The sequence below is a fragment of the Ruegeria sp. CG1 genome (assembly GCF_056537265.1).
Genome location: NZ_JBQFRF010000003.1, coordinates 135,366 through 158,784 on the forward strand (window position 1 = coordinate 135,366; position 23,419 = coordinate 158,784).

Here is a 23,419-nt window from a genome sequence, read left to right on the forward strand (position 1 = left end):
AGCAGTATTTGATTCCGAGGTTATTCATGGGCGCGTTGCGTTTCATTGGGTTTTTGCTGATTGCCGTCGTGGTTGTCGTAGGTCTGGATTATTATCAGCAGGATAAGAAAGTCGAAGGCAGGTTGTCCTTCAACGGATATGTCGACACGATTAATCAGCGGTTCAACTTATATCAGGCGGAGCTAGCCGCGGAAGAAGTTGAACGCGAAAGGCAGAAGCGTTGGCGAGAGGGGGCCAAGCCGTACCTGCCGGATTCGGGCGAAGGCTGGGTGCGTCGCTCGATCGTGGATGCAGATTTTACACGCGATGCCCGAGAAGGTGTTTTGCAGGACGGAATAAGTGAAGCTGCTCGTCCAATTGCAAAAAGAGTTGCTGTGCAAGAGACCGAACAACTGGCCAGAAAACTCGATAATTCTAGTTGGGTCTACGAAAGCGGCGAGCATACGGTCTGGCTACAGGCGAAACTCAGGAAAGACGCTAAATCCAATACACTGACTGGCAACATCGTCAGGTCTGTCGAAGGGTTGGGCGCAGGATCGAGTGGCTACACTCCATTCGGCATAATTGGTGGTGCTGCGTATTTCAGGTTTGAAAACAGCCGATACAAACCCGTCACAGTGAAAGATCGAAAGTTTTGGTCAATGATCACGGCGAGCCTGACGGACCTTGAGGTCGAACCTCGGTTTGAAATCTACAAGGCCACAATCGGACTGGGCGAAGAAATTCGTTTGCAAGTCTATTCCGATGCACCAGCGCCTATGCTGCGAGCGTTTCTGGATCGACTGGATTATGACGGATTGAACGCACTGCTTCAAAAGAAAGTGCCTGGCGTCGGCAACGATACCGTTTTTGATGCTGAACGAGAAAGTGAACTGGCGACAAACATGGCCGCCTTGCGCGGCGAGTTTGTCAAGCTGCGCAGCGAGCTGGCGCGTTTGAAGCTAGAAAACATTGATGGATTGTCTCTTGTCGCAAATACTTTGGCCGCGCAATACGGTTTGCCGGCAGACACCTTCGACTTGACCGCGAACAGAATCGAATCTGCGGATGATTTGGTCCAGGTCGGATACCGCAAAGGACTGACAGATTTGCTTGAAGACGAGATGCAGCAGGCAGACAGAGATGACGAGGGTTTCTTTGGAAATTTGTTCGCCAAATTCAAAGATCAGGAAACCTCTGAAGAAGTCGCATCTGTAAACGAAAATGAAGGCTTCCTGTCCGGACTGTTGTCAGCCTTTGGTAGCTCTGATTCCGAAGCAGAAACTGTCGTGCGGGTAAACCGAGGCGGTTCCGGAACGGGCATAGATTGCGCAACCACCGGAACGTTCAAAAGGTGCAAATTGGGGGGCGGATAACACGTCAGATCGACTGTTGGAAAGCGACCTGGTGCAACGCTCAGGTCGCTTTTCTTATATCACTGGTCGGATGAATGTCGCGTCGAGCCCCTCAAATGCGCCATATGGTGTCAACTGAATTCAAGGGGAGACACCCGGCTATGAAAACCCAAGTCAAAGCACTGGTCGTTGGCGGCGGCGCCGTCGGGACCTCGATTGCCTATCACCTTGCCAAAGCGGGCTGGGATGATGTGATGCTGATCGAGCGGGACGAACTGACTTCCGGTTCCACCTGGCACGCAGCGGGCCTGTTGCCGTTGTTTAACATGTCGTATGCCACGACCCACATCCACAAGTACTCAGTCGATTTCTACAAGACACTAGAGGAAGAAACCGGCCTGAATGCAGGCTTCGCCGTAGTCGGAAACCTGCGTATGGCACAGACACAAGAGCGTATGGATGAATACATGCTCTATGCGTCCACAGCGGAGACTTGTGATGTTGCATATGAGTGGCTGACGCCCGAGCAAATCAAGGAACGTTGGCCTCTGATCGAAACTTCGGACTTGAAAGGCGCGATCTACCACACCGAGGATGGCTATATTAACCCCGCCGACGTAACTCAGGCGATGGCCAAGGGTGCTCGTCAGCGCGGTGTCGACATTGTTCGCAAGATGCAGGCTGATGCCTTCCACTGGAATGGCACTCACTGGGAAGTCACCTGCACTAAGATGGTCGAAAAGGGTGGCAACCTCATTCCGTCAGATGAGCAGGTTGTGATCACCGCAGAACATGTCGTGACCGCGTCAGGCAACCACGCACAGCGGACCGCGAAAATGCTGGGTATCAAGATGCCCGCGATCCCGGTCGAGCATACCTTCATTGTCATGGACAAAGACCCTGAGCTGGTCAAATGGCGCGAAGCAGGCAACCCCGAGCATCCGGTTGTGCGTGATGCCGACAACGAGTCATATGCGCGCGAAGAACGTGGCGGCTGGATTCTGGGTATCTACGAACATGGCGCTCCTGCGCAGTTCGAACACGGCGTGCCGGACAGCTTCCGCGCCGACCTGTTCCCGCTGGATCTGGATCGGATTGCCGATCAGTACATGGCGATGGCCGAACGCGTGCCTTCATGCGCTGAATCCGGCCTGAAAGACGATTTCAATGGTCCGATCTGCTACACCCCCGATGGCAACCCGCTGGTTGGTCCGGCGCCGGGCCTGCGCAACATGTGGCTGGCCGAGGGCTTCAGTTTCGGCATCACCGCTGCAGGCGGCACCGGATATTATCTGGCTCAGATGATGGTCGATGGCGAAGCTGAGATCGACATGGCTTCGCTGGACCCCAAGCGGTACTCGTCCAACTGGATGACCACCGAGTTCGCGGCGCGCAAGAACGAAGAGTGCTATGAGCACGTCTACATCCTGCACCACCCGGATGAAGAGCGTGAGGCCTGCCGTCCGCTGCGCACCGTTCCGGCCTACGACCGTCAGAAAGCGCGTGGCGCACAGTTTGGCTGGGTCAACGGCTGGGAGCGTCCGAACTATTTCGGCCCGCTGGATGCGCCTGATAACTTCGACAAAGAAAGCCGCAGCTTCCGCCGCGGTGGTTGGTGGCAGTATGCCGTCGAAGAAGCCAAAGCGATCCGAGAAGGCGTTGGCCTGATCGATGCGTCGGCCTTCACCAAGCATGTCGTCAAAGGCCCCGGTGCGACCCAGTTCCTGGATTGGTTCACCTGCAACAAGCTGCCCAAGGTCGGTCGCATCAACCTGACCTACGCGCTGACCGCGCACGGCACCACCCGCACCGAATACACCATCGTCCGCAATGGCGAGAACAATTACTACATCGTCTCTGCCGGTGCCTGGACCGAGTACGACGCCGACTACCTTCGCAAGGCGGCCGAGGACAAGATGGAGGAGTTCGGCTACATCGAAATCCAGGACGTGACCACCCAGTGGGGCGTCTTCGCGATCGCCGGACCCAAGTCGCGTGATGTTCTGAAAGAGGTCATCAAGGACGCCGATCCGGAAACCGCGCTGTCCAACAAGCGCTTCCCTTGGTTGTCGGCCCGTCAGATCGAACTGGGCATGTGCCCGGTCAACGCGATCCGCGTGGCCTATACGGGTGAGCTGGGCTGGGAACTGCACCACCCGATCGAGATGCAGAACTATCTGTTCGACCTGCTGGAGAAGGCCGGTGAAAAGCACGGCATGAAACTGGTTGGTGCCCGCGCCCAAAACTGGCTGCGCCAGGAGAAATCCTATCGCGCCTTCGGCACCGAACTGGGCCGCGACGCGACCCCGCTGGAAGCTGACCTGCCGCGCTTTATTGATCTGTCGAAAGACTTCTACGGCAAAGCCAAGCTGGAAGAGACCGGCGTGCGCGTGAAGTGCTGCACTCTGCTGATCGACGGACCGGACGATGCCGACCCCTGGGGCCGCGAGGCGCTGTACACGCCGGAAGGTGAGCGCGTGGGTCGTTTGACCTCGGGCGGGTACTCGGTGGCGTTCGAGAAATCCATCGGCATGGGGTATGTGAAGCCTGAGCTGGCGGTCGAAGGCACCAAGCTGCAGGTCAAAATTCAGGACAAGCTGTGGGATGCGGTCGTCACTTGTGACAGCCCGTATGATCCGAAGAACGAGGTCATCCGCAAGGACGGCTGACGCTTTTTAGAAATAAGGCGGTACTCACGTAGCACCGCCTACCAAAAGCCCGCTCTCGGTGGGCTTTTTTCATGCGCTCAATTCATCAAAGCAGTCTAGTGACTTGGCGGCGTACATCATGGACGGCCCACCGCCCATCTGGATGGCCATTGCCAGAACGTCCGAAACCTCATCGCGGGTGGCTCCCGCCTTGGCCAACGCCTCGGAATGCAGGGTAATGCAAGGCTCACACCGTACTGCGATTGACATGCCTAACGCGATGAACTCTTTGGTTTTGTAGTCCAGCGTCCCGCCTTCCTTGACAGATTTTCCCAGCGCCTCGAAGGCACGCGCCGTATCAGGAATGGCTCCGTTAAGGTTACGCAAGCTTTTGCGCGTTTCGTTCAGTGAATCCTGCCAGCTCATTATAACGTCCTTCTTGATACATATGATAATCTGCATATGAATGATGAAGAGCAAAGCAGACTTTGATCCTGATCAGATTCCAGTTTTTTGGGCGACAAATGCCAAGTTGTTCGCAGGCATCTTTACGATTTCGACCAATTCGAGGGCGTTGTCCTTTAACATAGACAATATATGTGTGTCGTCTTTGTACCCGATCTCAGGGTCTTGTTGGACCAGTGCGTCGTGAAATCGCTGGTCGCCATCGCTTGTCAGGTGTCCGTCACGTTTGAAAGGGCCATAAAGCACCAAACGCCCATCCGTTTTCAGAGCGCACGCTGCTTCGGCAATGAGGGTTTCAGCCTCGGGCAAACTGATCAGGTGCAAGAGGTTGACCAGTAAAACCAAATCTTGCTGCGCCATTGTTTTGTGCCAACCCTCCGCAGTTGCATCCAGATGAACGGCTGCGGCGGTATTTGGTAAACCCTTGGTGTACGCATCGATGCTGGCGCGCCGTTCGGAGGTGACTTCGCTGGGTTGCCAATGCAACCCGGGCATCCGCTGGGCAAAGGCCGAAATGTGTTGTCCGGTTCCACTGGCCAGTTCCAGGGCCTGTCCTGATGACGGAGCGACCCGTGCCAGAAGATCGCACAGCACAACCGTGTTTCGGCTGGCGGCTGGGGCGACGAGTTTGCTGCCGTCGCTCTCGGTGGCGACGCTGGCATTTGAGGGCAGTTTGCGTTTTGTCATCGTTACAGCCTTCCGGGTGTCAGCGCTTTCACAATCGCCGCATCAAGGCGCGGCGACGCGCCAGTCACAAGATCCGCCACAAGTTGCGAGGCAGCAGGAGCGGTCTGAAACCCATACCCTCCCTGTGCTGCCGACCAGATAAACGATGGATCGGTTGGATCAGGTCCGAGGACCAGCGTGCCATCGGCAACAAAACTACGTAACCCCGCCCAATTGGTTTCTACCCGAGTTACAGTTTCAGTAACCATCGCTTCGTATCGTGCCAGTCCTTCTGCGAGAATCATGTCATCGGCGTAAGCGTCATGGGGTGTGGTTGGGTCCGCCTCGCAAGGCGAGACCAGTAGCTTGCCCGCATCAGGTTTGGCGTACCAGCTCTCGCCTGCGCCCAGCATCATTGGCCAGTTTCGCAGGTCATGTCCGCCCGGTGCGGGGATGCGCGCAATCGATCGACGGTAAGGTGTGATCCCGATGGGGGAGATTCCTGCCATCTGCGCCACCTCATCGACCCAGGCTCCGGCGGCATTTACCAGATTGCGTGCCTCAAAGGATTCTGAGGTTTCGACGGTCCAATGAACCGATTTGCGGATGCTGCTGACCCTCTGACGGGTCAGGACTGAACCGCCATTCTTGCGGACGGTTCGCGCAAAGTCCTGCAGGACGCGATCTGTATCGATATCATATGCGCTATTACTTATGGCTGCATAACCGACAGTTTCAGCATTCAGGACAGGAATGTGTCCGATGGCATCTTCCGGCGAAATCTCTTGCACACCAAGATCTTGGGCGTCTTTTTGAAACAGCGCCTGTTGATCCCTTCCGCCAATCAGCATCAGGCCGCGTGGTGTGAGGTACGCATTTGTTTCAAAGAACGCAGCACTTGCCTCGTTCAATGCCTTGACCGAGTTTGGACCGTAACCCTTTTCGAACAGGGCAGCTGAACGACCCGAAGTATGATATCCTAATCCGTCCTCGGCCTCTAACACCGTGACTGTGCCGTGCTCTGACAGGCGCGCACCTGCGCTTAGCCCGGCGACACCGCCACCGATTATCAGAAAATCAATCATGCGTTTTGTTCCGTTTCCGGCCGCCAAGTGATCGAGGCGGTGGTAAGTTGACTGGCGACATTGGCGGACCATGGCACGCGTACTGCCAAACGAAAAGACACAAGCCCACCGCAATGGAAACTTGATCGTAGGCGGCCAGCCTGCTTTTAGTGCAAACAACAAAAGATTCGGAGGCGGACGTGAACGCGGCAGATATTCACCCGATGGCAACGGGGCACATTCCGTCATATGTGACACAGGCAGATGGTAGCGACTTCCTCTTCACCTTCATGTTGTTTTTTACCGTCGGGATGGTCGTGCTGATCGGGGTTGCCTACTTCACGTTGCATTCGATCCCGGAAAAAATGGCGCATGAAACCAATCACCCGCAATTCCAATTGGTTGGGATTCTGGCGCTTTTGGCTTTGTTTACGCATAACGGCCTTTTCTGGGTTGCCGCCATCCTTGTGGCTGGGTTCCAGTTCCCTGATTTCGCGGCACCGCTGCGCTCGATTGCCGATGCCATCCGATCTTTGGCGCCTGGGCAGGACAAAGAACACGCTTCACCCCCTCCTGAGCTGGAAATTGAGCCCGAACAATCCAAACCCTCCGAACCGGCAGCACAGGGGCACTGAACAATGATCGAGACGATGCTGTGCGCCCTGATTACCGTGCTTCCTGACTATCTGTTTCGCCGCTTTGTGCAGGGCAAACGGATCGGACACGAGATCACGCTGTTCACCATGTGGTACGAGTTGCGCTGGGGGCTGACGACTTGCGCTATTTTGGCGCTAACCGTTATCACAACGCTGTTCTATTTTCACCCGTCCAGCAAAACAGCGGCTTCCTACTTCCGGACGGTAACGATTCTTCCGCAGCTAGGGGGGCGCGTTTCCGAAGTCTACGTGGGCAACAATGAGCAGGTGACAGCTGGACAGCCGATTTTCCGGATCGAAGACTTCACGCAAACCGCGCAGGTCGAAGCAGCGCATGCCCAGATTGCTCAGGTTCAAGCCTCGTTGAAGGTGGCGGAAACCGATCTGGCCGAGGCTGAGGCCGGGATTGCAGGCGCGCGCGCAGCTCTGGATCAGTCGCTCGAGGATCTGGAACGCAATACCACCCTACGTGACGAGGGATCCAGCGCGGTGCGCTTGGCCGAGATTGATCGGTTGGAAAATCTGGTTGCCGAGCGTGAAGCGCAGGTCAAAGCAGCCGTCTCAAAACGCGCAGCGGTTGTACAACAGATCGAAGAGCTGATCCCGGCCCAACTTGCCAGTGCCAATGCGCAGCTGGATGCGGCATTGACCGAGTTGGACAAGACTGTGGTCAACGCTGGAGTGACGGGCAGGGTTGAACAATTCGGGCTTCAGGTCGGCGACTATGTCAGCCCTTTGCTGCGCCCGGCGGGTATTCTGGTGCCATCCTCCTCCGGACATGACCGATTCCAGGCGGCGTTCAGTCAGCTTTCGGCCCAGGTGGTCAAACCGGGTATGATTGGCGAATTGGGCTGCATGACCAAGCCCTTTACCGTTATCCCGGTGGTTGTCGTCGAGGTGCAGGATGTGATCCCATCAGGGCAGATCAGGCCATCTGATGAGTTGCGGGACGTGCAGAGCAACACCAATCCGGGTTCGATCCTTGTCTACCTTGAACCGCTCTACAAAAGCATGGCCGATGATGTGCCTCCAGGCAGCAACTGTCTGGCGAATATCTATACGGATAATCATGCAAAGCTGGAGGATGAGAGCCTCGGCTTCTGGGAAAAATCGTTCCTGCATGTGGTAGACACGATTGGCGTCGTTCATGCGGCAGGCCTGCGCCTGCGACTGATCCTGATGCCAGTGAACACTCTGGTGCTGGGCGGACACTAATTTCACGCCCTAGAACCTAACCATTGCGGCGATTCAATCGCTTGAAGTCCTGACCCGACGACAGCTGGGTATCAAATCGCTCGTGGCTAATATTGCCCACGGGCCGATGGTGTTGGGTCTCCAATAAGACTGGCCACCAAGTAGACCTTCGCCGTGCGTGCAGCATTTGCTTTCTTTGAATGCAGCTATGCGGACTTAGCGGCTGTTTAGCGATTTGCTCATGCTTTTGAGAACTCGTTGATGGAGATCGGTTGGTGCATCCTCACCTGCAGGTCTTTCGACCCATTCCAAATCCAAGTTCAGTGATCCCGCAGGTACGATTTTTCTTGCGATTTCGGGCGGCGTGGTATCGTCAGTCGTTCCATTCTTCCAGTCGTGAAAGGCTGATGAGTATCGAACGACCGCTCCACTGGTCGACAATTCGAGCAATCCGCCCTCGGCAAAGAACGTCAGCGCATCACCCATTTCCTCACCAATGAGTTTGAGCCTGTTTCCCAATCGATGTTTGAGGATGGCTACAAACACTATCGCTGCGGAAAACGTGAATTTATCGACAAGCATAACAACCTGCTTGTTTGCACTTTCTGAGATCGCGTCGATCAAGGGCATCGTTAGAAGAAAGTCGCCACCAGTGTTTCCGCGAACATCAATTAGTAGTGTTTTGTTCGAGGATGCGCGCACGCATTCCACCGCGGCTGAGATGGCTTTAGGCAGCGCATTTTCCTTCGGATCAAAGAAGCTTGGTAACGCTATTGATAGCCCTAGCTCTTGCCAGTCCTTTATCTCTACAAATATCTCGGGTTCCCAGGCTGGATCAGCCTTGCCGTGCTCGTTTCTCGGGTAGAGCATCGATCCAGGAACTGTATGTTCATTGGCCACTTTCAGATTGGCTATCCGCCCATTTTCGTCCTGCACACGGAACTCGGTCGTGCCGCCGTTTGACGAAAAACCCAAACGTGCCAAAGCGTACGGCCAAGCCAGTAGAATCGGGCCGATGACCCGTTTCCTTTGGCACGTTCCCGCCAGAAATTTCTCTGCAGTGGCTTCAATCTGGCTCAAAGCTGAGCCGTTGACTGCTATCAACTCTCCTCGCGGTGCGGCTATCTCTGGCGCCGCGTCGATGAATTGAACGGAACGTCCAACGCTCACGAATCTCAGCGGTAGCACCGCGATCGCATCATTCGGGATCAGCCGTGTGTGCCCATTGCCGGGAAGTGCCAATAAACGCATCGCTGACAACAGAAAGGCTTCGACAGAGCCCTCTGAGGCATATTGCCGGGTTTCACCAATATAGTCGTCAATCACGGCCTTTTCGATCTGTCGAAAACTGGGATCGGTCGGCAGGGCAGTTTCTAAAATTTGGTTCAGGTCTTCCGTGAGCGACATGTTTCACGATGCGCATAGCCACTCGTCAATGTCCAGATTGGGCTCAGGGCGACTAAAAAGGCCCGCAAAAAACATGCGGGCCTTGTTGTTAGTTTCCGGGTCAGTTTCTACTGCGGGATTTCGCCTTCCAGCCCCTCAACGTAGAAATTCATGCCCGCCAGCGTACCGTCATCGGCGGTCTCGCCTTCGGCCAGCCAGTCACTGCCGTCCTGCTTTTTCAGCGGGCCAGTAAAGGGGTGGTATTCACCGGCTGCCATCGCGGCTTTCAGCGCCAGTGCTTCTTCTTTAACATCAGCCGGAACGGCGTCCGAAATCTCACCAATTGCTACCATGCCTTCCCGGATGCCATCCCAAGTGTTGGCACTTTCCCATGTTCCGTCCATCACGGCCTGGGTCCGCGCGATGTAGTAGGGAGCCCAATCGTCGATGATTGAAGACACACGCGGGAAGGGTGCGTATTCGCTCATGTCGGAGGCTTGGCCAAAGGTGACAACGTTTCCTGCCTCTTGCGCGGCTGCCTGCGGTGCAGTCGAGTCAGTGTGCTGCAGGATCACGTCCGCGCCCTGTTCGATCAGAACTGTGGCGGCGTCAGCTTCTTTCGCAGGATCGAACCAAGTGTAGGCCCAGACGATCTTGAACTCGACATCCGGATTCACCTTCTTGGCGTGGATATAGGCTGAGTTGATACCACGGATCACTTCAGGGATCGGGTAGGACCCGATGTAGCCGATGATATTCGATTCCGTCATTTTACCGGCGATGTGGCCTTGGACTGCGCGACCTTCATAAAAACGGGCCGAGTAGACCGAGACGTTGTCGGCGGTCTTGTAGCCGGTTGCGTGCTCGAATTTCACATCCGGGAATTTCTTCGCGACATTGATGGTCGGATCCATGTAGCCGAACGAGGTGGTGAAGATCAGGTCCGCGCCTTCCAGCGCCATCTGGGTCATCACGCGTTCTGCATCTGGGCCCTCAGGCACCGACTCGACGAACACGGTTTCGACCTTGTCGCCAAAGTGCTCTTCCACGGCCAGACGGCCCTTGTTGTGCTCATAGGTCCAGCCGCCATCGCCCACTGGGCCGACATAGACGAAGCCGACTTTGGTCTTGTCTTGGGCCACGGCCCCCGAGGCCAGACCCAGCGCCATTGCGGCGCTTGCCAAAAGTGTAGTGAATTTCATGTGTTACTCCCCAAGTTGGTTCAGTTGGCCTCGCCTAGTGCGAGGCATGGAAGGTCCGGCCCAATGCGGCAGGTGCGCTGCTCTTGTCGGCCGAAAGGATCACAAGCACAAGGATCGTGATGATGTAGGGCGACATTGCCAGATACTCGACAGGAATGGCAACGCCCGCTGCCTGCAAATTAAGCTGCAACACAGTGATGCCGCCGAACAAATAGGCGCCCAGCAAGACACGCCATGGTTTCCAGCTGGCAAAAACCACCAGCGCCAAGGCAATCCAGCCGACACCGGCAGTCATGCCCTCGGTCCACTGCGGCACGCGGATCAGGCTGATGTAGGCGCCGCCCAAGCCAGCGCAAGCACCACCAAACAGGATCGCCATGATGCGAATTTTGATGACTTTGTAGCCCAGCGCATGCGCCGCATCGTGGTTCTCGCCAACCGCGCGCAATATCAGGCCGATGCGTGTGTATTTCAGCGTGGCCCAGACGGCGGCCGTCAGGGCAATTCCGACGTAGAGGATCGGGTCGTGCTGAAACAGGATTGGTCCAATAACGGGGATATCGCTGATCACCGGGATATGGATTTCACCCATGCTGGGCGGCTTGATTCCTACGTAGCTCTGCCCCATCAGCGCGCTGAACCCGAGGCCGAACAATGTTAGGGCCAGGCCACTGGCAACTTGATTGGCCAGCGCCACCTGCGTCAGCAGCACAAACAACAGCGATAGCACCGCGCCACCGATTGCTGCCGCAATAAAGCCCAGCCAGGGCGAACCGGTCTCGACCGAGATTGCGAAGCCGCTGATTGCGCCCACGATCATCATGCCCTCGACACCGAGGTTCAGGACGCCTGCTTTTTCGACCACCAATTCTCCGATTGCGGCCAACAAAAGTGGGGTTGCGGCCACCATTAGCGAGGCGACCAGAAGGACGGGGTTAATTTCACCAAGGTCCATATCACGCTACCTCGCTACGGGCCGCACGGATGCGGTAGTTTGTCAGAAGATCGAATGCCAGCAGGAAGAACAGAAGCATCCCCTGGAAAACCTGAATGGCTGCGGCGGGCAGACCCAGCTGAGATTGGGCGATTTCACCGCCAATATAAGTCAACGCCATCAGGCCTCCGGCCAGCAGGATGCCCACCGGATGCAAACGGCCAAGGAAAGCCACGATGATCGCGGTAAAGCCGTAACCGACGTTGAAATCGATGCTGACCACGCCAGCAGGGCCCGAGACTTCGAACATCCCCGCAAGACCGGCCAGCGCGCCGGCCAGACCCAGACAGAACAAGATCAGGCGGGCAGGGTTTACACCTGCGAACTTCGCCGCACGCGGGGCCTCACCTGTCAGGCGGATGTGGAAGCCCAGCATGTGCCGGTTCAGCAAGACATATGCAAAGATAACAGCGATCAGGGCAGTGACTACGCCCCAGTGCATGCCTGAACCCGCAATCAGCTCGGCATTATACGCGCTGTCGTAGGATTGCAGATTGCGCGAACCGGGAAAGCCGAACCCTTCGGGATTCTTCAGCAGGCCTAGCGAGACCGAGGCCAGCATCTGTTCGGCCACATAGACCAACATCAGCGACACAAGGATTTCATTGGTACCGAAGCGCACTTTCAGGAAGGCTGGGATCATTGCCCATAGCCAGCCGCCAAACGCGCCTGCAATCACCATGATCGGAAAGATGTAGAATGCATCCAGCGGATAGAATGCCAGACCAGCGCCCGCACCGAAAATGGCCCCCATAATGTACTGACCTTCGGCCCCGATATTCCAGATACCGGCGCGGAAGCCTAAAGACAGGCCGATGGCGATCAAAACCAGGGGCGCGCCCTTAACCAGCAATTGCGGCCGATAATAGAAGGCGAACTCGCCAAACAGGGGTTCCCAGAAAATGGTTCCAATAGCCTCGACCGGGTTTTTGCCCAGAATGGCGAACAGTATGCCACCAAAAACCATCGTCGCCAGGACCGCGACCAGAGGGGTGGCATAAGACCACGCCTTGGACGGCTGAGGCCGTTTCTCCAACACAATCATTTGCTCATACCCCCGCGTTTCTCTTTTCTTTTAACTGTTTAGACATGGGCCACCTCCATGCCATGCGCGCCGCCCATCATCAGGCCGATCTCATCGACCGTCAGACCCGTGGTTTCACGCGGGGCGCTTAGTCGCCCTTCGTTCAAGGCGGCAAAGCTGTCTGAGATTTCCATCAGTTCATCGAGGTCTTGCGAGATACAGATGACCGCAGTTCCCTTGGCCGCCAGATCCAGAATGGCCTGCCGGATCGAAGCCGCCGCCGCCGCATCCACGCCCCAAGTCGGCTGGTTCACGACCAGAACATCCGGGTTTTGCAGCACTTCGCGACCAATCACGAACTTCTGCAGGTTCCCGCCCGACAGCGACCGGGCGGCATTTTCAGGACCCGGCGTACGCACGTCAAAGGCGCTAATGATCTTTTCGGCAAAGCTCTTGGTCTCGGACCACTTCAGAAAGCCGTTATTCTCCAGCCCCTCGCGGACCGACCCGGTCAGCAGAGCGTTTTCGGTCAGGCTCATATCAGGGGCAGCCGCGTGGCCCAGCCGTTCTTCGGGCGCGGTCAACACGCCGAGCTTACGCCGCGCGGTCGGGCCGAGTTTGCCGATGGGTTGACCGTTGAATTTGATCGCATCTGCGGTGGTCGGAATTTCGCCAGAAAGCACACCCAGCAATTCATCCTGACCGTTCCCCGCGACACCCCCGATCCCCAGAACCTCGCCCTTGCGGACGGTCATGTGGACGTTGCGAAGCGCGGTTCCGAATTCCGACGGCGACGGCACTGACAATCCGCTGACATCCAGCGCAACGTCACCGAATTCCCGGCCGGAACGTTCAGGTGTCTGCAGGGTTGACCCCACCATCATCTCAGCCATATCGCGCGCTGAGGTTTCGGCTGGTACACATTCGCCCACATTCTTACCCAGCCGCAGAATCGTGGCGTGGTCGCATAGCGTTCGAATCTCTTCCAGCTTGTGCGAGATATACAGGATCGATGTCCCTTCCGAGCGCAATTTGTTCAGCGTTTCGAAAAGGATTTCAACCTCTTGCGGCGTCAGAACCGAGGTCGGCTCGTCCATGATCAGCAACTTCGGGTCCTGCAGCAGGCAGCGGATGATTTCGACCCGCTGACGCTCACCCGCAGACAGATCACCTACCGTACGGAAAGGATCCAAGGGCAGGCCGTAGGTTTCGGATACTTCGCGGATACGCGACGCCAGATCTCCCATCGGGGGTGGGTTCTCCATCCCCAGAGCGATATTCTCGGCGACGTTCAACGCATCGAACAGCGAAAAATGCTGGAACACCATCGCGATCCCGTCCGCACGGGCGGCGCGCGGTTCAGGCGGTGCATAGGGCTGCCCACGCAGCAGCATCGTGCCGCTGTCGGACTTCACCAGCCCGTAGATCATTTTGACAAGCGTGGATTTGCCCGCGCCGTTCTCGCCCAGCAGCGCGTGAACTTCGCCTTCACCGATGTCAAAGGACACCTGATCATTGGCCACGACGCCGGGATAGGCTTTGGTCAGCCCTTGCAAGCTCAGAAGTGGAGTGGTCACGCGCTCAGGTCCTTCTTCAGTTCGTTCTGTCGGGCGGGGCGTAACAGTTGCGCTGCCACCCCAACGGCGATCATCTGCGGGTGTTTGCCCAAGCCCGGATCGCCGATCGGACAGGTGATCCGGCTGATCCGCTCGGGCGGATGTCCAAGGGCCGCAAGCCGCGACCGGAATCGCGCCCATTTCGTAGCCGAGCCGATAAGCCCCGCAAAGAGGAAATTGTGCGAAAGCAGCCGGTTGCACAGTTCCAGATCCAGATTGTGCGAATAGGTCAGCACCAGATGCTCGGCGTCGGTTGGCGCGTGGTGAACCAGCTCGGCGGGTTTTGCGGTCGGAACCGGGGTTACACCGGTTGGAACCACATCGGGAAACCGCTCGGGTCCGGTATCGACCCAGGTGATTGCTAGATCGGGTAAGGGGGACAAAACGTCCACCAGCGCCCGGCCTACATGGCCTGCGCCCCAGATCCACAGAATACGCGTCGGTTTGTGAACGGGTTCGACCATCCAACCTTCGATCAGTTGTGGCTCGGGCGCGGCACCTTGTCCTCGCGCTGCCGCCAGCAGACGTTTGACCGATAGCGGCATCTCTCCGCCCGAGGCCGAACGCGCGATGACGGTATCGTCCAGTGCATTCAGCGTTTCATGATCAAATACTTCACTCAGCAATGAAACTGCACCGCCGCAGCATTGCCCCATGTCGGGGCCAAGAGCGTGATGCGTTAGTCGGGTGGCGGTGGTTTGGGATCGCGCAGCTTCAGTTGCCTGATACTCCAACGTGCCTCCACCGATGGTGCCACTTTGCCCGTCCTTCCAGACTAGCATCGCGGCCCCCACTTCACGTGGAGACGACCCTTTGATGCCGGCGATGACCACCCGGACCACTGTTCCGTGGGTTTTGACCGCCTCCCTCAAAGCCTCCAAGTCAAATCCCATCAGATGCCTCCCTTCATCTTTTGGACGCCGCGCCAAACCTCTTCAGCCGTGGCTGGTGCATCAAGAGCGGGGTAGACCTCTCCACAGGCCGCGACCGCATTCGACAGGGCCAGCCATGCTGAAATCCCGAGCATGAACGGAGGTTCGCCCACCGCTTTCGAACGATAGATCGTGTCCTCACGGTTTTCGGCATTCCAGAGTGCGACGTTGAATACGTCGGGTCGATCTGAGCAGGCGGGGATCTTGTAGGTCGAGGGTGCGTGTGTGCGCAGGTTGCCCGTGCCGTCCCAGACCAGTTCCTCGGTCGTTAGCCAGCCCGCGCCTTGCACATAACCGCCTTCGACCTGCCCGATATCCAACGCCGGGTTCAACGAAGCACCGGCATCATGCAGGATATCGGTGCGCAGAATGCGGTTCTCACCAGTCAGAGTGTCGACGGCCACTTCAGTGACCGACGCTCCGTAGGCGAAGTAGAAGAACGGACGGCCTCGTCCGGCGATCCGGTCCCATTCGATCTTGGGTGTCTTGTAGAAACCGGTCGCCGACAGGCTGATCCGACCCTGATAGACCAGCGCCGCAGCTTCAGCGAAGGTGTAGCGTTCTGCGCCAACCGAAACATGGCCATCAGAGAAGGTGACAGTCGACGGATCGGCCTGATGCCGCTCGGCCAGATAGTCCGCCATTCGATCGCGGATCGTATCGCAGGCCGCCTTCACGGCCATACCATTCAGGTCACTGCCCGAGGATGCTGCCGTGGCCGAAGTGTTCGGTACCTTGGCCGTATCCGTGGCGGTGATTTTGACCATCTCCAGGGGGATGCCAAAGCGCGAAGCCGCCACCTGCGCGACCTTCTGGAACAGGCCTTGACCCATCTCGGTGCCGCCGTGGTTCAGATGGACCGAGCCATCCTGATACACATGCACCAAAGCGCCTGCCTGATTCAGGTGGGTCAGCGTGAAGGAAATCCCGAACTTGACCGGAGAGAAGGCGATGCCCTTCTTGATCACACGATTCTCGGCGTTCCATTTCGCAATGGCGGCCTTGCGCGTTTCGTAATCGCTGGATTTCAGTAGGGCCTGAGTCATCCCGTGCAATTCGAAATCGCTGACCTCCATTCCGTAGGGTGTGGTATTGCCACCAGCGGGCAGAGGGCGCACGGGGGCGTCCCCGGTTTCGACCGCGCCGCGGCTCGTCAGGTCCTCATGCGGGTCGGGATGACCCAAAGGCTTCTCGGACGGCGTGATCTCGGCAATCGCATGGGCCGGTTCGTAGTAGTTTCGGCGGCGCAGTTCCACCGGGTCCAGACCCAGCTCATACGCAGCGTGGTCCATCACGCGTTCGATGCCAACCATGCCCTGCGGGCCGCCGAAGCCGCGATAAGCGGTGGCGGATTGGGTGTTGGTCTTCAGCCGGTGGCTTTCGATCCGTGCATTTGGCAACAGATAGGCATTGTCCGAATGCAGCATCGCGCGGTCGGCGACGGGCAGGGACAAGTCCTGTGCCCAGCCGCAGATGGCGTAGTGGTGGAACGAGACGCCCTGAATATGGCCGTTCTCGTCAAATCCGGCCTTATAGGCGATGCGGAACGCGTGGCGTTTGCCGGTGATTGTCATATCATCGTCGCGGTCATAGCGCATCTTGCACGCCTTGCCAGTTGCGCGAGCGGCGACCGCGCAAGCAACGGCCAGCGCATTGCCCTGGCTTTCCTTGCCGCCAAAACCGCCGCCCATACGGCGCGTCTCGACCCTGACGGCGTGCATCGGAACGCCCAACGCATCAGCCACCTTGTGTTGGATCTCAGTCGGGTGCTGGGTCGAGCTGTGAACCAGCATATCCGCGCTTTCATTCGGCACGGCTAAAGCGGCCTGACCTTCCAGATAGAAATGCTCCTGCCCGCCAAGCTCGAATGACCCTTCGATCACATGGGCGGATCCTGCAATAGCCGCATCAGCATTGCCTTTGGCATAGATGCGCGGGCCGTCTTCGAACCGACTGTCGGCGGCCAGAGCCTCTTCGACGGTTAGGATCGGGGTTTCCTCGGCGTAGTCGATCTTGCCCAAACGGGCCGCCTTGCGGGCGGCCAGATGGCTGCTGGCGATGACCAGAAACACAGGCTGGCCGATATAGTGAACCGTGCCGTCCGACAGTAGCGGTTCATCATGGATCGAAGGCGATACGTCGTTGGCGAAGGGCAGATCATCCGCAGCCATAACCATCACGACGCCCTCGGCAGCCTTCACCGCAGATAAGTCCATTGCGGTGATCTTGCCTTTGGCAATCGGGCTGAGGCCAAAAGCCAGATGCAAACTGTCCCTGGGTGTTGGGATATCGTCCACATACCGCGCGGTTCCTGAAACGTGCAGCGGTGCTGCGTCGTGGGGGAGGGGTTTGGTCACGCTCATGCCGATACCTCCAGCACATTGGTCACTTCGCCCTGATCTTCCAGGAAGTATCTTTCGAGCATCGCTTTGGCGGTTTGCAGTCGATAGGTGGCCGAGGCGCGCATGTCCGTGAGTGGTGAATAATCGTCAGCAAAGGCAGGCAGCGCGGCGTCAATCGTCTCGCGCGCCCAAGGTTTACCGACCAATGCGGCCTCGACATGGGTTGCCCGTTTCGGGATGCCGGCCATGCCGCCGAACGCGATGCGCGCCTGCGTGACGATGCCGCCCGAGACGGTGATGTTGAAACACCCGCAGACGGCCGAGATGTCCTGATCGAACCGCTTGCTGAGTTTATAGGCCTTCAGGCGATCCAGCTGACGGGGGAAACTGACAGCTTCGACGAATTCACCGGGAACGCGGTCCTGTTTGCCATAGTCGATAAAGAACTCTTCCAGCGGAAGGGACCGGCGGGTGTCGCCTTTGCGCAGATGAAGGGTTGCGTCCAGAGCAATCAGCGCAGGCGGGTTGTCACCAATGGGCGAGCCATTGGCGATGTTGCCGCCCACCGTTGCAGCATGGCGCACCTGAACACTGGCATAGCGACGGATCATTTCGGCGTAAGAGGGGTGAAGATCGGCCAGAGCCTCACCCATCCGATTCATGTCGACCATTGCGCCAAAGCGAATTTCATCGTCGGTGATGGTGATTTGTTTGAGATCATCGCAACGGTTGAGGAAGATTACTGGATCCAGGTCGCGCAGTTGCTTTGTCACCCACAGGCCGACATCTGTTGCTCCGGCAACCAGCGTGGCATCCGGGTTTTCAACATATACAGCTGCCAGTTCATCGGAAGATTCAGGCAGCATGCGCGACGCAGCAGAAGATGCGAGTGGCTTGTCTTTGACCCAGACTGGCACGGGACGGTCCTCGACCGCTTTCGCGGCGCGAATAATCGGTGCATAGCCAGTGCAGCGGCACAGGTTTCCGGCAAGCTGGGTGTCATGATCCGTGGCGCCCGTCGCATGACTGGCGACCATCGACATGACAAAACCCGGAGTGCAAAAACCGCATTGCGAACCGTGCAGGTCAACCATTGCCTGTTGAACGGGATGTGCTTCGCCATCCGGGCCGCTTGCCCCTTCGACTGTACGAACCGCTTTGCCATGCAGCTGGGGCAAGAACAGGATGCAGGAGTTCAGAGCTTTTGCACCGTCTTCGTCCGTCACCATGACCGTGCACGCGCCGCAATCGCCTTCGTTGCAGCCTTCTTTGGTGCCTGTCAGACCGCGATCTTCACGCAGCCAGTCCAGTAGGGTGGCCGTCGGATCGACATCCGGCAGCTCCACTGTCTCTCCGTTCAGAAGAAACGTGATGTTCATTCGAGAAACCCGTCGCGTTACCCGGTTGCGCCCGTTCGGCCCTCCTTCGATGCGACGTAGAAAGAGTGGCGGGCGGTAGCTTGCTGTCAGATGTTAGAAACAGCGTACCTTATCTGGCAAGAAAAACTGCCTATATGATACACCATTGCACCCGAGCGGCCCATGATTGTCGTGTATGTGTGAAGCTTAATAAATTGAAAATAAACACTTTTTGGGAAGGTGTGCGTTCCTGCGCCCGAAGCACCTTCTGAAAAAGCCGAATAATCACCGATGATTTTTTCGGCATTCGATGGTGCCGGTTCCCGCTTTTGCAACGTCGCTGGCTGAGATAGCTTAGCCTGCATGAGCAGTTCCCCCCGATTCATTCACCTCCGCGTTCACACTGAATATTCGTTGCTGGAAGGTGCCGTGCGGCTGAAGAAGCTGCCGGACCTGTGCCAGAAGATGGAGATGCCCGCCGTCGCAGTGACGGATACCAATTCAATGTTCTCGGCCTTAGAGTTTTCGGTCACCGCCAGCGGGGCGGGTGTGCAACCGATCATGGGCTGTCAGGTCGATCTCAGTTACGTTCAGGCGCAGCCGGGAGAAAAGCCAAAATCACCCGCGCCGCTGGTGCTGCTGGCACAATCCGAGGTGGGATATGAGAATCTGATGAAGCTCAGTTCCTGCCTGTATGTAGACAAAAGCGGGCAGTTGCCGCAGGTCACTTTGGACGAATTGGCGGAACGATCAGATGATTTGATCTGCTTAACCGGCGGTCCAGACGGGCCCGTAGGGTTGCTGTTACAGCAAGGTCAGCGCCCTGCTGCCGAGGCTTTGGTGGATCGTTTGTCCGCGATTTTCCCGGATCGCCTTTATGTTGAGTTGCAGCGTCACCCAGGCGAAGGAGGCCAACCTGAGGCCGAGCGCTTGACCGAGCGCAGTCATGTCGAGATGGCGTATGACAAGAACCTGCCGCTGGTGGCCACCAATGACGTCTATTTTCCGACTTCGGACATGTACGAGGCCCACGACGCGCTGATCTGTATCGCCGAGGGGGCTTATGTCGACCAGCAGGACGGTCGCCGACGTCTGACCGCGCAGCACTATTTCAAGTCTCAGCAGGAGATGGTGACGCTGTTCGCCGATCTGCCCGAAGCCGTCGAGAATACGGTTGAAATCGCGCAACGCTGCGCCTTCATGGCTTATCGCCGCGACCCGATCCTGCCGAAGTTTGCAGATGATGAGGTCGCCGAACTGCGTCGCATCGCCAACGAGGGTCTGCAAAAACGTCTGGCCGTGATCCCGCATGCCGTGACTTCCGAAGAATATCAAGAACGGCTGGATTTCGAACTTGGCATTATCGAAGGGATGGGTTTCCCTGGCTATTTCCTGATCGTTGCCGACTTTATCCAATGGGCCAAGGATCATGACATTCCGGTGGGTCCGGGGCGAGGCTCGGGTGCGGGATCACTGGTGGCTTATGCGTTGACGATTACCGACCTTGATCCGCTGCGGTATTCGCTTCTGTTTGAACGGTTTCTGAACCCCGAGCGGGTTTCTATGCCCGACTTCGATATCGACTTCTGCATGGATCGCCGTGAAGAGGTTATCCGCTACGTGCAGCAGAAATACGGGCGCGACAAAGTGGGGCAGATCATCACCTTCGGTGCCTTGCTGTCGAAGGCGGCTGTGCGCGATATTGGGCGTGTATTGCAGATGCCATACGGGCAGGTTGATCGCCTGTCCAAGATGATCCCGGTCGAAGGCGTCAAACCCGTTTCCATCGAAAAGGCGCTGAAGGATGAGCCGCGCCTGCGGGAAGAGGCACGCAATGAAGAGGTCGTGGACCGTCTGCTCACATATGGCCAGCAAGTCGAGGGGCTGCTGCGCAACGCCTCGACACACGCTGCCGGCGTGGTGATCGGAGATCGGCCGCTGGATGCACTGGTTCCAATATACCAGGACCCGCGTTCGGACATGCCTGCGACCCAATTCAACATGAAATGGGTTGAACAGGCCGGCCTTGTAAAGTTCGATTTTCTGGGTCTGAAAACACTGACCGTGATCCAGAACGCAATGGATTTGATCTTTAAGTCAGGGCGTGACCTTCACATAGCTCCCGATGGCACGGAACTCTATGAACCCGCCGAAGGGGCAATAAATCAGATCAACGCCATCCCGCTGGATGACGAGGCGACGTACAAACTCTATTCGGCGGCCAAGACGGTGGCGGTGTTCCAGGTTGAATCCTCTGGCATGATGGATGCGCTCAAGCGGATGAAGCCGGATTGTATCGAGGACATCATCGCCCTCGTCGCGCTTTATCGACCCGGCCCAATGGAGAACATCCCCAAGTTCTGCGAGGTCAAGAACAAGCTTAGCGAACGCGACACGCTGCACCCGTCCATCGACCATATCTTGGATGAGACGCAGGGCATCATCGTTTATCAGGAACAGGTGATGCAGATCGCGCAGGAAATGGCGGGTTACAGCCTTGGGGGCGCGGACTTGCTGCGCCGCGCGATGGGTAAGAAAATTCAGGAGGCGATGGATGCAGAGCGGCCCAAGTTCCTCAAAGGTGCTGCCGAAAACAATGTGGATGAGGCCAAGGCGACCGAAGTCTGGAACCTGCTGGACAAGTTCGCCAACTATGGCTTCAACAAATCCCACGCCGCCGCCTATGCGGTGGTCAGCTATCAAACCGGCTGGCTAAAGGCGAACCACCCGGTCGAGTTCATGGCAGGTGTCATGAACTGCGATATCCATCTGACCGACAAGCTCGCGATCTATTTTGAGGAAGTCCGCAAGGGGCTGCAGCTGCCCTATGTTCCGCCGTGCGTGAATCGATCCCAAGCGACCTTTGATGTGGCCGATGAGCATTTGGTCTATGCGCTGGGCGCGCTCAAGAACGTAGGCGTCGAGGCAATGAATCTTGTGGTTGAGGGGCGTGGCGAAAAGCCTTTCGTAAACCTGTTCGACTTCGCCCGCCGTGTTGACCTGAAGAAGGTCGGCAAACGCCCGCTTGAGATGCTGGCGCGCGCCGGTGCCTTTGACGAGCTCGATAAAAATCGTCGCCGTGTGTTTGAAAGCCTTGATCCGTTGGTTCAGTATTCGGCGGCGATTCACGAGCAGAAGAATTCCAACCAAGTTTCCCTGTTTGGCGAGGCAGGCGATGACCTGCCCGAACCGCGTCTGTCCCCTTCGCCTGATTGGCTACCTGCCGAACGCCTGAGCGAGGAATTCAAGGCTATCGGATTCTACCTGTCCGGCCATCCGCTGGATGACTATATGCCGGCCCTGAAGCGCAAACAGGTACTGACACTGGATCAGGTGACTGAAAAGGCGCGCTCTGGCCCATTTATTGCCAAGATGGCAGGTGTCGTTGCCGGACGGCAAGAAAGGAAATCAGCGCGCGGCAATCGGTTCGCTTTTGCCCAGCTCTCTGACCCCACCGGAGCATTCGAGGTCACGTTATTCTCGGAAACACTGGAGAAATCCCGAGAGTTTCTGGAAACCGGCGCACAGGTGGTACTGACGGCCGAAGCGACCATGGAGGCCGATCAGCTGAAACTGCTGGGCCGGTCCGTTGGTCCGGTTGATACAGTTGTGGCCGATGCGGGTGCAACGGGTTTGCGTGTGTTTGTCGAGGATTCGAAGGTTTTGCCGAACATGGCCACGGTACTGGAAGGCGCAGAGGCTTCAGCCAAAAGGGTGGCCAAGGGACCTGTTTATGTTTGTCTATTCGATCCCGGACTGCCAGGCGAGGTCGAGATGGATCTGGGCCGGGAATTTCCGATCAACCCAGAAATCAAAGGCGCGCTGAAATCGCTCGAGGGGATATCGGAGATCGAAGAAATCTGATCCCGAACCGTAATGTTGCCACACGCGATGGACCCCGCTAGGCTGGGTGAACATCCTCAAAGGTCATTTCACAGGAGGGTTCCGAAATGGCAAGTTCAGGCAATGTTTTCAGGATATTTACACTCGCCGCGGCATGTTCACTGGCATTGGCCACCGCGGTACATGCAGACGACAAAAAGAAGAAAAACACTCTTACCGGGGCCTTGGTCGGCGCGGGCGTTGGCGCGCTGGTCGGCGATGGTAAAGGGGCTGCGGTCGGTGGGGTGGCCGGTGCGATTATCGGACATAACTGGAAGTGAAGCTGATGCAGTCAATTCTCGTAAAATCTACTTTCTGTGCCACGCTCTTTGTCGTACCCACATTCGCGCTGGCTGACGATTCAGCAGAGCAGATGGTACAGGATGCCTTGCCTGTGATGCACTACACATGTGCGTCGATCGCAGAGGAGGCTGATGGCGACGAAGAATTTGTCGTGGCCGTTGTTGGAAAAATGACGGCCCTGTCACTCTATAACCGCCAGATCAATATCGAAGATCATGCGGCCACTGACGAGGAAAAGACCCAACTGCGCGAAGCCTTCATTGCTGCTCTGTCAGAGGGTTGTGCCGCCGACAAGAATGCCCTTCTGGGCGGTGTGGTCGATAACGCGGTGAAGTCGACGCTGGGGTTGTAAC

Annotated in this window: 19 protein-coding genes; 7 read left to right on the forward strand and 12 right to left on the reverse strand. The window is 57.2% G+C overall.

Going from position 1 to position 23,419, the window contains the following annotated elements:
• Positions 1–26: 26 nt before the first annotated feature.
• Positions 27–1,355: a hypothetical protein gene (locus ACR0AU_RS10195; protein ID WP_480795642.1), complete on the forward strand. Its 1,329-nt coding sequence runs from the start codon at positions 27–29 to the stop codon at positions 1,353–1,355.
• A gap of 140 nt (positions 1,356–1,495) precedes the next feature.
• A complete protein-coding gene (locus ACR0AU_RS10200; RefSeq protein ID WP_170733021.1) occupies positions 1,496–4,003 on the forward strand; it encodes a GcvT family protein in 2,508 nt (835 codons plus the stop codon).
• A gap of 69 nt (positions 4,004–4,072) precedes the next feature.
• On the opposite strand, the gene ACR0AU_RS10205 is transcribed toward ACR0AU_RS10200, so the two are convergent.
• The 3 genes from ACR0AU_RS10205 to ACR0AU_RS10215 all read right to left on the reverse strand — a co-directional run bounded on the left by ACR0AU_RS10205 (position 4,073) and on the right by ACR0AU_RS10215 (position 6,198).
• Entirely contained in the window at positions 4,073–4,408 is a 336-nt protein-coding gene (locus ACR0AU_RS10205) for a carboxymuconolactone decarboxylase family protein (RefSeq protein ID WP_170733020.1), read from the reverse strand.
• Positions 4,409–4,480: 72 nt separating this feature from the next.
• Positions 4,481–5,134 carry a DUF938 domain-containing protein gene (locus ACR0AU_RS10210; RefSeq protein WP_170594397.1) on the reverse strand — a complete coding sequence of 218 codons (654 nt, stop codon included), beginning with the start codon at positions 5,132–5,134 and terminating at the stop codon, positions 4,481–4,483.
• Between the two features lie 2 nt (positions 5,135–5,136).
• Entirely contained in the window at positions 5,137–6,198 is a 1,062-nt protein-coding gene (locus ACR0AU_RS10215) for an NAD(P)/FAD-dependent oxidoreductase (RefSeq protein WP_170733019.1), read from the reverse strand.
• 203 nt (positions 6,199–6,401) lie between these two features.
• Here ACR0AU_RS10215 and ACR0AU_RS10220 point away from each other — a divergent pair, with 203 nt between their 5' ends.
• The gene (locus ACR0AU_RS10220; RefSeq protein WP_170595262.1) at positions 6,402–6,812 is read left to right on the forward strand and encodes a hypothetical protein; all 411 of its coding nucleotides are present in this window, start codon (positions 6,402–6,404) and stop codon (positions 6,810–6,812) included.
• A gap of 3 nt (positions 6,813–6,815) precedes the next feature.
• Entirely contained in the window at positions 6,816–8,048 is a 1,233-nt protein-coding gene (locus ACR0AU_RS10225; protein ID WP_170733018.1) for an HlyD family secretion protein, read from the forward strand.
• Between the two features lie 195 nt (positions 8,049–8,243).
• Here ACR0AU_RS10225 and ACR0AU_RS10230 read toward each other — a convergent pair whose 3' ends face one another.
• From ACR0AU_RS10230 to ACR0AU_RS10270, 9 genes are all read right to left on the reverse strand, one after another.
• Complete coding sequence (locus ACR0AU_RS10230) at positions 8,244–9,434, reverse strand: S41 family peptidase (RefSeq protein WP_480795643.1); 1,191 nt, start codon at positions 9,432–9,434, stop codon at positions 8,244–8,246.
• A gap of 107 nt (positions 9,435–9,541) precedes the next feature.
• Positions 9,542–10,615, reverse strand: a complete 1,074-nt coding sequence (locus ACR0AU_RS10235; protein WP_170733016.1) for a BMP family ABC transporter substrate-binding protein — start codon at positions 10,613–10,615, stop codon at positions 9,542–9,544.
• Positions 10,616–10,649: 34 nt separating this feature from the next.
• Positions 10,650–11,570, reverse strand: coding sequence for an ABC transporter permease (locus ACR0AU_RS10240; protein WP_170392493.1), 921 nt, complete (start codon positions 11,568–11,570; stop codon positions 10,650–10,652).
• Position 11,571: 1 nt separating this feature from the next.
• Entirely contained in the window at positions 11,572–12,654 is a 1,083-nt protein-coding gene (locus ACR0AU_RS10245; protein WP_170392492.1) for an ABC transporter permease, read from the reverse strand.
• A 38-nt stretch (positions 12,655–12,692) separates the two neighbouring features.
• The gene (locus tag ACR0AU_RS10250; protein ID WP_480795644.1) at positions 12,693–14,210 is read right to left on the reverse strand and encodes an ABC transporter ATP-binding protein; all 1,518 of its coding nucleotides are present in this window, start codon (positions 14,208–14,210) and stop codon (positions 12,693–12,695) included.
• Positions 14,207–15,142: a xanthine dehydrogenase accessory protein XdhC gene (xdhC, locus tag ACR0AU_RS10255; protein WP_170733015.1), complete on the reverse strand. Its 936-nt coding sequence runs from the start codon at positions 15,140–15,142 to the stop codon at positions 14,207–14,209. The genes ACR0AU_RS10250 and xdhC overlap by 4 nt, the downstream gene beginning before the upstream one ends.
• The gene (gene xdhB / locus ACR0AU_RS10260) at positions 15,142–17,544 is read right to left on the reverse strand and encodes a xanthine dehydrogenase molybdopterin binding subunit (protein ID WP_170594400.1); all 2,403 of its coding nucleotides are present in this window, start codon (positions 17,542–17,544) and stop codon (positions 15,142–15,144) included. Before xdhB ends, xdhC begins: the two co-directional genes overlap by 1 nt.
• Positions 17,541–18,902 (reverse strand): xanthine dehydrogenase small subunit, encoded by a 1,362-nt coding sequence (gene xdhA, locus ACR0AU_RS10265; RefSeq protein ID WP_480795645.1) that lies wholly within the window; start codon positions 18,900–18,902, stop codon positions 17,541–17,543. Before xdhA ends, xdhB begins: the two co-directional genes overlap by 4 nt.
• Positions 18,903–18,988: 86 nt before the next feature.
• Positions 18,989–19,246, reverse strand: a complete 258-nt coding sequence (locus tag ACR0AU_RS10270; protein ID WP_170733013.1) for a hypothetical protein — start codon at positions 19,244–19,246, stop codon at positions 18,989–18,991.
• Here ACR0AU_RS10270 and dnaE point away from each other — a divergent pair.
• From dnaE to ACR0AU_RS10285, 3 genes are all read left to right on the forward strand, one after another.
• On the forward strand, positions 19,245–22,745 hold the full coding sequence (gene dnaE, locus ACR0AU_RS10275) for a DNA polymerase III subunit alpha (protein ID WP_480795646.1): 3,501 nt from the start codon (positions 19,245–19,247) through the stop codon (positions 22,743–22,745). The genes ACR0AU_RS10270 and dnaE overlap by 2 nt on opposite strands.
• 86 nt (positions 22,746–22,831) lie before the next feature.
• Positions 22,832–23,044, forward strand: a complete 213-nt coding sequence (locus ACR0AU_RS10280; RefSeq protein WP_170392486.1) for a YMGG-like glycine zipper-containing protein — start codon at positions 22,832–22,834, stop codon at positions 23,042–23,044.
• A gap of 5 nt (positions 23,045–23,049) precedes the next feature.
• On the forward strand, positions 23,050–23,418 hold the full coding sequence (locus ACR0AU_RS10285; protein WP_170392485.1) for a hypothetical protein: 369 nt from the start codon (positions 23,050–23,052) through the stop codon (positions 23,416–23,418).
• Position 23,419 lies beyond the last annotated feature (1 nt).

Bases quoted from the DNA above. Each gene is read 5' to 3' on its own strand.
- ACR0AU_RS10200 (WP_170733021.1), top strand. From the start codon at position 1,496: ATGAAAACCCAAGTCAAAGCACTGGTCGTTGGCGGCGGCGCCGTCGGG.
- ACR0AU_RS10245 (WP_170392492.1), bottom strand. From the start codon at position 12,654: ATGATTGTGTTGGAGAAACGGCCTCAGCCGTCCAAGGCGTGGTCTTAT.
- dnaE (WP_480795646.1), top strand. From the start codon at position 19,245: ATGAGCAGTTCCCCCCGATTCATTCACCTCCGCGTTCACACTGAATAT.
- ACR0AU_RS10235 (WP_170733016.1), bottom strand. From the start codon at position 10,615: ATGAAATTCACTACACTTTTGGCAAGCGCCGCAATGGCGCTGGGTCTG.
- ACR0AU_RS10205 (WP_170733020.1), bottom strand. From the start codon at position 4,408: ATGAGCTGGCAGGATTCACTGAACGAAACGCGCAAAAGCTTGCGTAAC.
- ACR0AU_RS10195 (WP_480795642.1), top strand. From the start codon at position 27: ATGGGCGCGTTGCGTTTCATTGGGTTTTTGCTGATTGCCGTCGTGGTT.
- ACR0AU_RS10230 (WP_480795643.1), bottom strand. From the start codon at position 9,434: ATGTCGCTCACGGAAGACCTGAACCAAATTTTAGAAACTGCCCTGCCG.
- xdhB (WP_170594400.1), bottom strand. From the start codon at position 17,544: ATGAGCGTGACCAAACCCCTCCCCCACGACGCAGCACCGCTGCACGTT.
- xdhC (WP_170733015.1), bottom strand. From the start codon at position 15,142: ATGGGATTTGACTTGGAGGCTTTGAGGGAGGCGGTCAAAACCCACGGA.
- ACR0AU_RS10215 (WP_170733019.1), bottom strand. From the start codon at position 6,198: ATGATTGATTTTCTGATAATCGGTGGCGGTGTCGCCGGGCTAAGCGCA.
- ACR0AU_RS10285 (WP_170392485.1), top strand. From the start codon at position 23,050: ATGCAGTCAATTCTCGTAAAATCTACTTTCTGTGCCACGCTCTTTGTC.
- ACR0AU_RS10220 (WP_170595262.1), top strand. From the start codon at position 6,402: ATGGCAACGGGGCACATTCCGTCATATGTGACACAGGCAGATGGTAGC.
- ACR0AU_RS10270 (WP_170733013.1), bottom strand. From the start codon at position 19,246: ATGCAGGCTAAGCTATCTCAGCCAGCGACGTTGCAAAAGCGGGAACCG.
- ACR0AU_RS10240 (WP_170392493.1), bottom strand. From the start codon at position 11,570: ATGGACCTTGGTGAAATTAACCCCGTCCTTCTGGTCGCCTCGCTAATG.
- ACR0AU_RS10225 (WP_170733018.1), top strand. From the start codon at position 6,816: ATGATCGAGACGATGCTGTGCGCCCTGATTACCGTGCTTCCTGACTAT.
- ACR0AU_RS10280 (WP_170392486.1), top strand. From the start codon at position 22,832: ATGGCAAGTTCAGGCAATGTTTTCAGGATATTTACACTCGCCGCGGCA.
- ACR0AU_RS10210 (WP_170594397.1), bottom strand. From the start codon at position 5,134: ATGACAAAACGCAAACTGCCCTCAAATGCCAGCGTCGCCACCGAGAGC.
- xdhA (WP_480795645.1), bottom strand. From the start codon at position 18,902: ATGAACATCACGTTTCTTCTGAACGGAGAGACAGTGGAGCTGCCGGAT.